Genomic DNA, 12376 nt, shown 5'->3' on the forward strand with positions numbered 1-12376 from the left:
TCCCGCATCCGAGGAGAAGACGATGATCGAAGCGCTGGAAACCGGCACCGCCCTTTCCCGCCCTTGCTTCGAGTCTCGTCATGTCCGCCTTCGTCACCCTGGATCGCGTCAGCGCCGTCACCCCTGACGGCCGCACCCTCTTCGACAATCTGAGCTTGGCCTTCGGCCCCGAACGCATCGGCGTGGTCGGGCGCAACGGCACGGGCAAGACCACCTTGCTGCGGCTGCTGGCGGGGGAGGCGGCGGCTGCGGCCGGCACGGTCACGCACAGCGGGCGCGTCGGCGTGCTGCGCCAAAGCCTGCCGCTGGGGCCCGGAGACACGGTCGCCCAAGCCCTGGGGGTGGCCGAGGGACTCGCTCGGCTGGACCGCATCGAGCAGGGCCGCGCTTCCGATGCCGACTTCGAGGCGGCCGACTGGCTGCTGCCGTCGCGGCTGGAGGCCGCTCTGGCCGAGGCCGGCCTGGGTTCGATCGGCCTGGACCGGGAAGCCGCCACGCTCAGCGGGGGCGAGCGCACGCGCGTGGCCCTGGCCGCCCTGCTGGTCGACGCCCCGGACCTGATCCTGCTGGACGAGCCGACAAACAATCTCGACGTCCAGGCCAGGGCCGACGTCACGCGCCTGCTGGAAGGCTGGCGCAGGGGCGCGGTGGTGGTCAGCCACGACCGCGAGCTGTTGCGCCGGGTCGACCGGGTGCTGGAGCTCTCCAGCCTGGGGGCGCGGCTCTATGGCGGCGGCTGGGACCACTACGCCGAGCGCCGGGTCGAGGAGCGCGACGCCGCCGAGCGTGGCCTCGACGCGGCGGAGCGGGAGCTGCGCCGGGTCGAGCGGGAAAGCCAGACCGCCCGGGAGAAGAAGGCTCGCCGCGACAGCGCCGGCCGACGCGACGCGGCCAGGGGCGGCGCTCCGAAGATCCTGCTGGGCGCGCGCAAGGCGAACGCCGAGAACAGCGCCGGCCGCGAGCACCGGCTGGCCGAGCGCCTGCGCGACCAGGCCGCCGAGGGGCTGATGGCCGCCCGCGAGCGGGTCGAGCAGGTGCGGCTGCTGGGCTTCGACCTGCCGTCCACCGGCCTGCCGGCCGGGCGCGCGGTCCTGAGCTTCGACCGTGCCGGCTGGAGCAACGGGGATCGTCTGGTGCTGGCCCCGCAAACATTCGGTCTGAGCGGGCCGGAGCGCGTCGCGGTGAGCGGTCCGAACGGCGCCGGCAAGACCACCCTGCTGCGGCTCGCGAGCGGCGCGCTGGGGCCGACCGAGGGCCGGGTGCTGCGTCCGGTCCCGGCGGCGCTGCTGGACCAGCATGGCGACGCCCTGACGCCGGGTCTGACCCTGGTCGACAACTTCCGCCGCCTGAATCCCGGCGGGACCGACAACCAGGCCCGCGCCGCCCTGGCGCGCTTCCTGTTCCGGGCCGACGCCGGCCTGCGCACGCCCGAGACCCTGAGCGGCGGCGAACGCCTGCGCGCCGCTCTGGCCTGTGCGCTCGGCGGCGATCAGCCGCCGCAACTGCTGATGCTGGACGAGCCGACCAACCACCTCGACCTCGACTCCGTGCAGGCGGTCGAGCGGGCGCTGGCGGCCTACGACGGCGCGCTGCTGGTCGTCAGCCACGATCCGGACTTCCTCGCCGCGATCGGGGTGCAACGGGAGATCGCGCTCGCGCGCGGGTGACCGCCGTGCGCGCATCCTTCGCGCCTCTGGGACGTTGCTTTTGCGGGCTGTTCGCAATGCGCCGCCCACGGGCGGCCGGCAGGAAATGCCGCCATGACCCACGGACTGACGTCGGCCGATTTCGAGGCGCACTGGCCGCGACCGGAGGTGCGCCGAATTTCCGTAAAGGATCTGCGCGCGGTGCTGGCTGCCGGTTGGCGGGACTTCAAGGCCGCGCCCACCCAACTGCTGCTGCTGGGCGCCATCTACGCGGTGATCGGCCTGATCGCCGCCCGCGTCGCCTTCGGCGCGAAGCTTCTGCCCATGCTTTACCCGCTGGTCGCGGGCCTGGGCCTGGTCGGGCCGTTCCTGACCGTGGGATTCTGCGAGCTGAGCCGGCGGCGCGAGCACGGCCTGCCGGTGTCCTGGCGCAACGTGTTCGACGTGTTCGGCTCGTCCCAGGTCGGCGCGATTTGCGGCCTGGGCGCGGTGCTGCTCGGGATTTTCGTGCTGTGGGTGGGCGCGGCCGCGTCAGTCTACGCCGCCACCTTCGGCCCGGCGCCGGTCACACACATGGATTTCCTGGGCCGGCTGTTCACGACCCCTGAAGGCTGGCGTCTGGTGGTGCTGGGCAACGCCGTGGGCCTGTTGTTCGCGGTGGTGGCGCTCAGCCTCACCGTCGTGGCCTTCCCGGTGCTGATCGACCGGCACGTCGGCCCGTTCGTCGCGGTGGAGACCTCGCTGCGGGTGATGCGCGCCAATCCCGGGCCGATGGCGGTCTGGGGGCTGATCATCCTGGCCGCGCTGGCGCTGGGCTCGCTGCCGCTGTTCGTCGGCCTGGCGGTGGTGGTCCCGGTGCTGGGCCACGCCACCTGGCACCTCTATCGCCGCACCGTGGTGTGGGAAGACGCCCGGCTGTGAGCGGGGCCTCAGGCCTGCTTGTTGAGCGCGACCGCGCGGCTGTCGCCGACCGTCGCGCGGGCGCCCGGGCCGTAGCCGGTCCCCGCCGCCCGGGCCGAGGCGACCTCACGGGCCACCGTCTGCACCAGGCCTTCGGTGATGGCCTTGGCGGCGGCCAGGGCGTGCGAGTGGCGCTCCAGCATGGTCTCGAACGCGCGGGTGGCCTCGACGAGTTGAAGGCGCATCGCCTTGGGCGCCCCGGCCACCAGGTCCGGATTGGCCTTCACCCGCATCGACTCGTGCCGGTACAGGTTGGCCAGCCGTCCAGTCTCTTCCAGCCCTGCGGCCGCGTCCTGCGGACGGCGCGCCTCGAACAGGGCGGCTTCCTCGGCCAGTCGGCCGGTCAGCTGCTCGGTCAGGGCGATCAGCTGCTGCACGCGGTCGGCGGCGTCGATGGCGGCGAGGGTCACTGGTCCAGTCCCTGGAGCTTGAGGAGGTCGCGCGTGACGGAGTCGGCCAGGCCCACGCCGCCGGCCTTCACCGTCTGCTTGGCCATGGCGTCGACCAGGAACGACTTGAACGCCGCCTCGCCCTGGCCGCCGCCGAACGGGCCGTCGCTCTCCAGGCTGGAGAACACCGGCTGCAGCAGGGCCGACAGGAAGGTCGCCTCGAAGTCTTCGGCGGCCTTGCGGACGTCGGCGGGGACGGCGGTCTTCGACGCGGTCGCGCCGCGCACGCCCTGCAGCACGTCCAGCGGAAGGGAGGAGGCGGCGAGGTTGCTCATCACATCACCTCGATGTCGGCCTGGAGCGCGCCGGCGGCCTTCACGGCCTGCAGAATGGAGATCATGTCGCGGGGCGTGACGCCCAGCTTGTTCAGCCCGTCCACCAGGGTCGACAGCGACGCGCCCGACTGGATCACCATCATCTGCCGGCCGGTCTCTTCCGAGAAGCTGACGTCCGAGCGCGGCGCCACGGCGGTCTGGCCCTGGGAGAAGGGGGCCGGCTGGCTGATCTGCGGGGTCTCCTGCACCGAGATGGTCAGGTTGCCCTGGGCGATGGCGACCTTGGACAGGCGCACGTTCTCGCCCATCACCACCACGCCGTTGACCTCGTCGATCACCACCTTGGCCGGGGCGTCGACCTCGACGTTCAGCTGCTCGACGGCGGTGAGGAAGCTGATCATGTCGGCCCCGGCCGGCGCGCGCAGGGCGACGATGGTCGGGTTCTGGGCGGCGGCCGAGCCCGGGAAGCGGGCGTTCACCGCGTCGGCGATGTGGCGGGCGGTGGTGAAGTCCGGATTGCGCAGGGTCAGGCGCACCTCCGGCAGGGAGGCCAGCGCGAACTGCACCTCGCGCTCGACCGTGGCGCCGGAAGCGATGCGGCCGGCGGTCGGCACGCCCTTGGTCACCGACGAGCCCGACGCGCCAGAGGCCGAGACCGAGCCGGTCTGCACCGTGCCCTGGCCGACCGCATAGGCCTGGCCGTCGGCGCCCATCAGCGGGGTGACCAGCAGGGTGCCGCCCAGCAGGCTCTTGGCGTCGCCGAGCGCCGAGACCGACACGTCGATGCGCGAACCGGCCGCGGCGAAGGCCGGCAATTCGGCGGTGACCATGACGGCCGCGGCGTTCTTCGTGTTCAGGTTGGCGTCGCGGGTGTTGACCCCCAGCCGTTCCAGCATGGCCTCGAGGCTCTGCTTGGTGAAGGGCGAGTTGCGCAGGCTGTCGCCGGTGCCGTTCAGCCCGACCACGATGCCGTAGCCGACCAGCTGGTTTTCGCGCACGCCCTCGACGTCGACGATGTCCTTGATGCGCGATCCGGCGTGGGCCGGGGCGCAGGCCAGGCCCAGCGCCAGGGCGGCGAGAGCGGTGCGGACGAAGGTGCGGAGCATGACGCGGCGCCTGTTAAGCATGATTGCTGTGGACGGAGATGCGATATCCGTGCCACCCGGCGCTGGCCGCAAAGGCTTGTCGCGCAAGGGTTTGGAGTCAGGTTCGGGCGGCGCCTCGCGCCGGGCGGCAAGATTTGCCTGCTCGTTAAGAAACAGGTTACGCAGGGGCGGAACACTCTGAATCCAGAGAGTCTCTCGGGGGCTTTGCGTCGCATGAAGATCAACGGCACGGGCGGACCTTCTTCCGTGGGCGCGTCGCGCCCGTCGCGCGCCAGCGCGGGCGGCGGTTTCAGCGTCGGCTCGGCCGGCGAGAGCCGCGAGAGCGCGCCGGCGGCCAAGGCCGGCGCGGTGGGCGGCGTCAGTTCGGTCGACGCCCTGCTGGCCCTGCAGGCGACCGAAGGGCCGCTGGAGCGCCGCAGGCGTGCGATGGGCCGCGCCAGCCGCATTCTCGATCGCCTCGACGAGATCAAGCTGTCCATGCTGGGCGGGGGCGCCGCCGCCGGCGTCGCGCTGCAGGACCTGGCCCAGGCGGTGCGCGAGGAGCGCGCCGAGACCGACGACACTGGCCTGGAAGGCGTGCTGAACGAAATCGAGACCCGCGCTGCGGTGGAGCTCGCCAAGGCGGAAATGGGGCGGGTTGCGGCGTAACGAAGCTGGGCGGCCGGTGTCACAGAAGCGCCGTTGAACGGGACTTCCGACGTCGGTATAAGCTCAAGTGCCTCAAGGGGGCGCTAATATTAGCGTGAGGGCGTCAATGCAGGCCACCGCGTCTGTTGTCTTGGAGAAGGCTTACAAGCCGACCGAAGACGAGCCGTTCATGAACGAACGGCAAGTGGAATACTTCCGGAACAAGTTGCTCGCCTGGAAGGAGGACATCCTCCGGGAATCGCGGGAAACCGTGATCAATCTGCAGGCCGAGACCGAGAACCACCCCGACCTGGTGGATCGCGCGTCGTCGGAGGCGGATCGGGCGCTGGAGCTGCGGACTCGCGATCGTCAGCGCAAGCTGATTTCCAAGATCGACGAAGCCCTGCGCCGGATCGAAGACGGCTCCTACGGTTACTGCGAGGAGACCGGCGAGCCGATCGGCGTGGCCCGTCTGGACGCTCGTCCGACTGCGACGCTGAGCCTGGAAGCCCAGGAACGGCACGAGCGGCGTGAGCGGGTCCACCGCGACGACTGACACGCGTCGGGAGAGCGGGCCGGTCACCGTGTCCGCTCTCGCAGCGCTGGGGGGCTTACGGCGCTTGACAGGGCGTCGTGAGTGACGGACCTACGCGGCCTCTCCTCAAGAGGCCGCTTATGTCCGTGAAGGTTCGTTTCGCGCCGTCCCCGACGGGACGCATCCACGTCGGCAACGTCCGCGCCGCTCTGGCGAACTGGCTGTTCGCGAAGCGACAGGGCGGCACCTTCGTGCTGCGCATCGACGACACCGACCTGGAGCGCTCCACCAAGGAGTACGAGCACGGGATCGAGACCGATCTGCAGTGGCTCGGCCTGGCGTGGGACGAGCGTTACAACCAGTCGCAGCGGTTCCCGGTCTACCAGGAAGCGGTCGAGCGCCTGAAGGCGGCCGGCCGGCTCTATCCCTGCTACGAGACGCAGGAAGAGCTGGACCGTCGCCGCAAGGTGCAGCTGTCGCGCGGCCAGCCGCCGATCTACGACCGCGCCGCACTGAAGCTCTCCCATGAGGAACGCGCCGCGCTGGAGGCCGAAGGCCGCCGGCCGCACTGGCGCTTCAAGCTGAACGGCGAGCGCGTGAAGTGGAACGACATGGTCCGCGGCGACTGCGAGGTCGACACCGCGTCGATGTCCGACCCCGTGCTGATCCGCGAGGACGGCGCCTTCCTCTACACCCTGCCGTCGGTGGTCGACGACGTCGACATGAAGATCACCCACGTGATCCGCGGCGAGGACCACGTCACCAACACCGGCGCTCAGATCGAGATCTTCCGCGCGCTCGGCGCGCCGGAGCCGGCCTTCGGCCACATGCCGCTGCTGGTCGGCGCCGACGGCGGGCCGCTGTCCAAGCGGCTGGGCGCCCTGTCGATCTCCGAGCTGCGCGGCGAGGGCTTCGAGCCGCTGGCCGTCACCAGCCACCTGGCCAAGATCGGCACCAGCGACGCGCTGGAGGCGGGGGCGTCGCTGCAGGCTCTGGGCGAGAGCTTCGGCTTCGAGAAAATGGGCCGCGCACCGGCCCGCTACGACCCGGCCGACCTGGCCCGTCTGAACTCCGGCGTGCTGCACGCGCTCAGCTACGCCGACGCCAGGACGCGTCTGGCGGACCTGGATTGCGACCTCGGCGAGACCTTCTGGAACACGGTGCGCGCCAACCTCGGCAAGTTCGAGGAAGTGAAGCTGTGGGCGCGCGTCGTCCGCGGGCCGATCGAGCCGCTGGCCGAGGATTCCGACTTCCTGGAGAAGGCCGCCGCCCTGTTGCCCGAGGTGGTCGACGAGACCGCCTGGGCGCGCTGGACCGAGGCGGTGAAGGCCGAGACGGGGGCGAAGGGCAAGGCCCTGTTCATGCCGCTGCGCAAGGCGCTGACCGGTCTGGACCACGGTCCGGACATGGCCGCCATGACGGCGCTGATCGGTCGTGAGCGGATCGAGAAGCGGCTGCGCGGCCAAGCCGCCTAAAGACGCGTAAGTCGCCGCCGGGCGCCTGAACAGGCGGCTTAGGAGTGAAAAAGGCGGCGAACCCTGTGTTCGCCGCCTTTTGCTTCGTCAGGCCTTGGCCGCGGCGTTGCACTCGGCCAGGGCGTCGCCCGAGAGGGCTTCGCCGCGCCAGCTGAAGGCGCTGACCGTCCCGAGCTTGGCGACGACGCGCTTGCAGGCGCGCGCGGCCGGCTGGGCCTTGATCGAGCCGCCGGCGACGCAGGTCACGCCTTCGCACTTCCAGACGGTGCCGTCGACGATGACCTTGGCGGCGGCGCCTTCGCCGTTCTGCAGGGTGAGTTGGGTCTCGCCGCCCTGGGCGGCGGCGGCCCCGGCGGCCGCGAGCGAGAGCGCGAGGCTCAGAGCGATAGCACGCATGACTGTCTCCTTTGATCGCGCCGGGGTGGCGCGAGGGCATAGTGCGTTTTCAAAAGAGACTGTCAACGCCAGTTTTTATTTGAGACGCACTTTTAGCGTGACCATTGTTTACTGATCGCCGTTAAGTGTGCAACCAGCAATCAGCGCGCCCGCAGGCGGGCGCGCGCCGACGCGTCCGCGGCGTGACATTCAGGCGTCAGGGGAAGTGGGGGCGTTCAGGCCGCTTCGGCGGCCTTGGACAGCACCGGGATGATCTGGTCGACCCGGTCCACCACCGTCCAGCAGTTGCGGAACCAGGCGGGGGTCAGGTTGGCCTCGATGGTGTGCTCCATCAGGGCGAAGAAGGGATCCCAGAAGCCCTTCAGGTTCACGAACACCACCGGCTTGGCGTGCAGGTCGAGGCGCCGCCAGGACAGCAGTTCGACGATCTCCTCCAGCGTGCCGATGCCGCCCGGGAAGACGACGAAGGCGTCGGACTGCTCGAACATGATCATCTTGCGCTCGTGCATGGAGCGCACGACCACCGTCTCGACGTCGTCGAGCAGCATTTCGCGCGAGCGCAGGAAATCCGGCATGACGCCCAGCACGCGCCCGCCATTGGTGTGGGCGGCTTCGGCCGCGGCGCCCATCAGGCCGATGCCGCCGCCGCCGTAGACCAGCCGCACGTTCGCCTCCGCCAGGGCTTTGCCGAACTCGGCCGCGGCGGCGATGAAGTCGGGATCCGCCGCGTTCGACGAACCGCAATAGAGGCAGACCGAGTCCACGCGCCGCGCCGCCGCCGTCATCGATGGAATTCCCCGAACTTGGACGCGTCGCTTGCGGGCGCGTCTCTACTGAACGATTAAGCCAAGGTCGGGTTTCCAAACTTCGAAGGCAAGGCATGGATCGGCGTCGCGCATATCTTCTGTCGGCCGGCGCGCTCGCGCTGGCGGCTTTGCTGTCGGCCTGCGGCGAGGGCGGGGGACGCTCCGAGGGGCCGGCCAAGGCGAACGGCGAGGCCGCCGACGCCGGCTATCAGGCCCCGCTGCGGACAGTGTCGGTGAGCGCTTCGCCCGAAGGCGGCGCGATCGTGCGCGGCACGGCGCCGCCGGAAGCGCGGGTGCGCGCCTCCATGCCGGACAAGTCGGCCTACGGCGCGACCACCGACGGCGACGGGGCCTTCGTGATCGAACTGCCGCGCTCGGCCGAGCCGCGCCTGGTGGCGCTGTCGGCGGAGGAGGCGGACCGCTCTGTGCAGGCCGAGGGCTGGCTGTTCGTGCCGCCCGACCGTCCGGACGCGGCGGTGCTGCTGCGCGCCGGCGCGCCGGCTGTGCCGTTCCCCGGGGCGGGGCTGCTGGCGACGGTGGACTATGACGGCGCCGGCGGCGCCGCGGTGGCCGGCCGGACCACCGCGAACACGCCGGTGCGGGTGTCGGTCGACGGTCGCCCGGCCGGCCGGGGCCGGTCCGACGCCGCGGGCGTGTACGGGGTCCGCCTGAACGGCCCGATCAAGGCCGGCGAGCACGCCTTGCGGGTGGAGACGGACAAGGTCGCGGCGGAGCGGCGCGTCGTCCTGGCGAGCCGTGCGCCGGGCGGGGTGTTCTCGGCCGCCCGGACGGAGGCCGGATGGCGGGTGGACTGGACGCCGCCGGGCGGCGGCGCCCAATCCACCCTGGTTCTGGTCGAACCGAAGGCCTAGGGCCTGTCTACTCGGCCGGTTCCGGCAGCGGCCGGCCCGGCTGCGGCGGGTAGTCGCCGAGGGGCGGGAGCGCCGGCTCGGTGCGCTTGCGGGTGAAGCGGGCCTTCATCACGCTGGGCAGGGCCAGCATGGTCGGCGTCACCAACAGGGTGAGGAAGGTCGAGAACGACAGGCCCCACACGATGGCGCCGGCCATCTGCACCCACCATTCCGAGCCGGGCGGCTTGAACTCGATCGCGCCGGTGCGGAAGTTCGGCTCGATCTGGAACATCAGCGGCAGCAGGCCGACCACGGCGGTGAGCGTGGTCAGCAGCACCGGACGGAAGCGCATGGCCGCCGCCCGCATGGCCGCGAAGTCGCCCGGCACGCCCTTGCGCTTCTCCTGATAGAAGGTGTCCACCAGCACGATGTTGTGGCCGACGATGACGCCCGCGAGGGCGACGACGCCGGTGCCGCACATGATGATCGAGATGTAGTCGAAGGTGCCCAGAAGGTTGATCTGGATGCCTAGCACGACCCCGACCGTGGACAGGATCACCGCGAAGAGGGTGCAGAACACGCCCCAGAAGCTGTTGAACTGCCAGAGCAGGATCATGCCCATCATGAACAGCGACACCATCATGGCGGTCGCGAAGAACATGCCGGCCTTCGCCGTGTCCTCGTCGGCGCCACGGAATTTCCAGCGGACCGCGTCGCTGATGCCGGCCTTCTCGAGGCGCGGCTTCATCTTGGCGATCACCTGGTTGGCGGCGATGCCCGGCTTGGCGTTGGCCTGGATGACCACGACGCGCTGACCGTCGCGACGGTTGATGGTGGTCACCTGCGGCGCGGCCTGACGGGTCACGAAGTAGGAGGCCGGCACCGCGCCCTGCGGCGTGGTGATCTTCAGCTGGTCGAAGGTCGACAGGTTGCGCGCGTCGGCCGGGAAGCGGACGCGGATGTCCAGCTCGTCGTCGGCGTCGTCGGGACGGAAACGCCCGGCCAGCACGCCGTTGGTGGCGAACTGGATGGCCTGGCCGACCGACAGCACGCTGACGCCGTAGCGGCCGGCGGCTTCACGGTCGACGGCCAGGTTCCATTCCAGGCCCGGCGAGGTGCGGCTGTCCTCGATCTCGAACAGATCGCCGGTCTTGCGCATGTCGGCCAGGATGGTCTCGGCCGCGCGGTCCAGCGCCACGACGTCGGAGCTGCGCAGTTCGACCTGCACGTCCTTGCCGCCCTGAGGGCCGCCTTGCGGCTTGCGAACTTCGATGCCCACGCCCGGGATCTCGCCGACGCGGGCGCGGACGTCCTTTTCGATGTCCGCGCCGCGGACACCCAGCACCTTACGCTGGTCGAAGTCGACGAAGTCCATGCGCACGGAGCCGATAGTGTCGGCCGGGGCGCCGCCGAACAGGCCGCCGCCCTGGCGGCCGACGCGGACGAAGACGTTTTCCACGCCCTTGACGTTCTGCAGCTTGGCTTCGACCTGGCTGACGATCTGGTTCATCGCCGGGGTCGAGAGGTTGCCGCGCGCCTTGACGTAGACGGTGGCCCACTCCGGATCCTGGTTGAGGAAGAACTCGGTCTTGTGCGGAGTCTTGATGAACCAGAACATGATCGCGACGATCGCGACGATCATGGTGACCATCACGATGCCCGGCCGGTGCACCGCGCCCCACAGGAAGCGCGCGTAGGCCCCCATGAAGCCGCTCATCTCGCGGGCGTCGCCCTCTTCCGAGATGCGGATGTTCTCCTCGTCGTGGGTGTGCTCCTCCGAGCGCTTGCCGAACAGCGAGCCCAGCGCCGGGGTGAAGATCAGGGCGATGAAAATCGACGAGCCGAGCACGAAGAACAGGGTGATCGGCAGGTAGCTCATGAATTTGCCGGCGATCTCGTTCCAGAAGAGGAACGGCACGAAGGCGCAGAGCGTGGTGGCGATGCCGTTGAACACCGGCCAGAACATCCGCTCGCCGGCCAGCTTGTAGGCTTCCTTCTTTTCGAAGCCCTCGGCCAGTTTGCGGTCGGCGTACTCGACCACGACGATCGAGCCGTCGACGAGCATGCCCACGGCCAGCACCAGGCCGAACATGACCATCATGTTCAGGGTGATGCCGGTCGCCTGCAGGATCAGGAAGGCCAGCATGAAGCAGGCCGGGATGGCGGCGCCGACCAGGAAGCCGGCGCGGATGCCCAGCGAGGCGACGATGATGATCATCACCAGGATGACGGCGATGATCAGGCCGGACTCCAGCAGCGACAGGCTGCGGTTGATGTCCTCGCTCTGGTCGAAGGTGTAGGTGACCTTCGCCGCGCTCGGCCAGTGGGCCTTCTCGTCCTCGACCAGCTTGCGCGCGTCCTTGACGGTGTCGAGGATGTTGGCGCCCTGGCGCTTGATGATGTCGACGGACATGGACGGCTCGCCGTTCACGCGCGACATCGAGCCGGCTTCCTTGAAGGTGCGGTGCACCTGGGCGACGTCGCCCAGCGTCACGACCCGGTCGCCGTTGACCTTGATCGGCAGGCTGAGAATGTCGTTCGGGCCTTCGACGACGCCCGGAATCTTGACGGCGAACTTGCCCTGGTCGTTCTCCAGGTTGCCGGCCGGGACGAGCTGGTTGTTCGCGCGGATCACGTTGGCGATTTCGCCGGCGGTGATTTTGTAGGACTCCATCCGCAGCGGATCGATGGTGACCTCGAGCAGCTCTTCGCGGCCGCCGTAGACGTCGGCGCGCAGCACGCCGGGCAGGGTCTCCAGCCGGTCCTTGAGGTCCTGGGCGGTCTTGAACAGCTGGCGCTCCGGCAAGCCGCCATGCAGCACCACGGTCAGCACCGGGTCTTGGTTGGCGTTGTACTCCTCGATGATCGGCTCCATGGCGTCGGGCGGGAAGCGGCCCTTGGCCATGTCGACCTTCGAGCGGATGTCGTTGAGCGCCTTTTCCTTGTTGAAGTTGACCGGGAACTCGAGCGTCACGGTCGCCGCGCCCTGGGAGGCGACGGCGTTCATCTCCTTCAGGCCCTCGATCGACTGCAGCTCGACCTCCATGGGCCGCACCAGCAGGCGCTCGGCGTCCTCGGGGCTGACGCCCGGGTAGGGCACCGTCACCGAGACGAACGGGAAGGTGATGTCCGGGTTCGACTCACGCGGCAGGGTCAGGTAGGCGGCCAAGCCGAACAGGCTGGCGACCAGGGTGACGGCGAGCACCACCTTGCGTCGGGCGATGGCGCCGCTGATCATGGCTCCGATCAT

Annotated in this window: 12 protein-coding genes; 6 read left to right on the forward strand and 6 right to left on the reverse strand. The window is 70.0% G+C overall.

Going from position 1 to position 12376, the window contains the following annotated elements; translation table 11 throughout:
* Nucleotides 1-80: 80 nt before the first annotated feature.
* Complete coding sequence (locus H8B08_RS08475; protein WP_187449764.1) at nt 81-1667, forward strand: ABC-F family ATP-binding cassette domain-containing protein; 1587 nt, start codon at nt 81-83, stop codon at nt 1665-1667.
* A 93-nt stretch (nt 1668-1760) separates the two neighbouring features.
* Nucleotides 1761-2567: a DUF2189 domain-containing protein gene (locus H8B08_RS08480; RefSeq protein WP_187449765.1), complete on the forward strand. Its 807-nt coding sequence runs from the start codon at nt 1761-1763 to the stop codon at nt 2565-2567.
* Nucleotides 2568-2575: 8 nt separating this feature from the next.
* On the opposite strand, the gene H8B08_RS08485 is transcribed toward H8B08_RS08480, so the two are convergent.
* Genes H8B08_RS08485 through H8B08_RS08495 form a run of 3 tightly spaced genes read right to left on the reverse strand, consistent with a single transcriptional unit; the run spans nt 2576 to nt 4436 of the window.
* Nucleotides 2576-3016 carry a flagellar basal body protein gene (locus tag H8B08_RS08485; RefSeq protein ID WP_187449766.1) on the reverse strand — a complete coding sequence of 147 codons (441 nt, stop codon included), beginning with the start codon at nt 3014-3016 and terminating at the stop codon, nt 2576-2578.
* Nucleotides 3013-3330 carry a rod-binding protein gene (locus tag H8B08_RS08490; RefSeq protein WP_187449767.1) on the reverse strand — a complete coding sequence of 106 codons (318 nt, stop codon included), beginning with the start codon at nt 3328-3330 and terminating at the stop codon, nt 3013-3015. Before H8B08_RS08490 ends, H8B08_RS08485 begins: the two co-directional genes overlap by 4 nt.
* Nucleotides 3330-4436, reverse strand: a complete 1107-nt coding sequence (locus H8B08_RS08495) for a flagellar basal body P-ring protein FlgI (protein WP_187449768.1) — start codon at nt 4434-4436, stop codon at nt 3330-3332. The genes H8B08_RS08490 and H8B08_RS08495 overlap by 1 nt, the downstream gene beginning before the upstream one ends.
* Nucleotides 4437-4649: 213 nt before the next feature.
* Between H8B08_RS08495 and H8B08_RS08500 the strand changes: the two genes are divergently transcribed.
* From H8B08_RS08500 to gltX, 3 genes are all read left to right on the forward strand, one after another.
* Nucleotides 4650-5084, forward strand: a complete 435-nt coding sequence (locus H8B08_RS08500) for a flagellar assembly protein FliX (protein ID WP_187449769.1) — start codon at nt 4650-4652, stop codon at nt 5082-5084.
* A 106-nt stretch (nt 5085-5190) separates the two neighbouring features.
* Nucleotides 5191-5619 (forward strand): RNA polymerase-binding protein DksA, encoded by a 429-nt coding sequence (gene dksA / locus H8B08_RS08505; RefSeq protein WP_187449770.1) that lies wholly within the window; start codon nt 5191-5193, stop codon nt 5617-5619.
* 119 nt (nt 5620-5738) lie between these two features.
* Nucleotides 5739-7073, forward strand: coding sequence for a glutamate--tRNA ligase (gene gltX / locus H8B08_RS08510; protein ID WP_187449771.1), 1335 nt, complete (start codon nt 5739-5741; stop codon nt 7071-7073).
* Between the two features lie 87 nt (nt 7074-7160).
* Here gltX and H8B08_RS08515 read toward each other — a convergent pair whose 3' ends face one another.
* Nucleotides 7161-7469 carry a hypothetical protein gene (locus H8B08_RS08515; protein WP_187449772.1) on the reverse strand — a complete coding sequence of 103 codons (309 nt, stop codon included), beginning with the start codon at nt 7467-7469 and terminating at the stop codon, nt 7161-7163.
* A 215-nt stretch (nt 7470-7684) separates the two neighbouring features.
* Complete coding sequence (locus tag H8B08_RS08520; protein WP_187449773.1) at nt 7685-8254, reverse strand: TIGR00730 family Rossman fold protein; 570 nt, start codon at nt 8252-8254, stop codon at nt 7685-7687.
* 95 nt (nt 8255-8349) lie between these two features.
* On the opposite strand from H8B08_RS08520, the gene H8B08_RS08525 reads away from it, so the two are divergent.
* On the forward strand, nt 8350-9147 hold the full coding sequence (locus H8B08_RS08525) for a hypothetical protein (RefSeq protein WP_187449774.1): 798 nt from the start codon (nt 8350-8352) through the stop codon (nt 9145-9147).
* 7 nt (nt 9148-9154) lie between these two features.
* Here the strand turns inward: H8B08_RS08525 and H8B08_RS08530 are convergent, their stop codons facing one another.
* A complete protein-coding gene (locus H8B08_RS08530) occupies nt 9155-12376 on the reverse strand; it encodes an efflux RND transporter permease subunit (protein WP_187449775.1) in 3222 nt (1073 codons plus the stop codon).

Source organism: Caulobacter sp. 17J80-11 (genome assembly GCF_014349105.1).
Classification (GTDB): Bacteria; Pseudomonadota; Alphaproteobacteria; order Caulobacterales; family Caulobacteraceae; genus 17J80-11.

Excerpts from the sequence above, each read along its gene's own strand:
- H8B08_RS08475 (WP_187449764.1), top strand. The coding sequence starts at position 81 with ATGTCCGCCTTCGTCACCCTGGATCGCGTCAGCGCCGTCACCCCTGAC.
- H8B08_RS08480 (WP_187449765.1), top strand. The coding sequence starts at position 1,761 with ATGACCCACGGACTGACGTCGGCCGATTTCGAGGCGCACTGGCCGCGA.
- H8B08_RS08490 (WP_187449767.1), bottom strand. The coding sequence starts at position 3,330 with ATGAGCAACCTCGCCGCCTCCTCCCTTCCGCTGGACGTGCTGCAGGGC.
- H8B08_RS08495 (WP_187449768.1), bottom strand. The coding sequence starts at position 4,436 with ATGCTCCGCACCTTCGTCCGCACCGCTCTCGCCGCCCTGGCGCTGGGC.
- H8B08_RS08500 (WP_187449769.1), top strand. The coding sequence starts at position 4,650 with ATGAAGATCAACGGCACGGGCGGACCTTCTTCCGTGGGCGCGTCGCGC.
- dksA (WP_187449770.1), top strand. The coding sequence starts at position 5,191 with ATGCAGGCCACCGCGTCTGTTGTCTTGGAGAAGGCTTACAAGCCGACC.
- gltX (WP_187449771.1), top strand. The coding sequence starts at position 5,739 with ATGTCCGTGAAGGTTCGTTTCGCGCCGTCCCCGACGGGACGCATCCAC.
- H8B08_RS08515 (WP_187449772.1), bottom strand. The coding sequence starts at position 7,469 with ATGCGTGCTATCGCTCTGAGCCTCGCGCTCTCGCTCGCGGCCGCCGGG.
- H8B08_RS08520 (WP_187449773.1), bottom strand. The coding sequence starts at position 8,254 with ATGACGGCGGCGGCGCGGCGCGTGGACTCGGTCTGCCTCTATTGCGGT.
- H8B08_RS08525 (WP_187449774.1), top strand. The coding sequence starts at position 8,350 with ATGGATCGGCGTCGCGCATATCTTCTGTCGGCCGGCGCGCTCGCGCTG.
- H8B08_RS08530 (WP_187449775.1), bottom strand. The coding sequence starts at position 12,376 with ATGATCGGAGCCATGATCAGCGGCGCCATCGCCCGACGCAAGGTGGTG.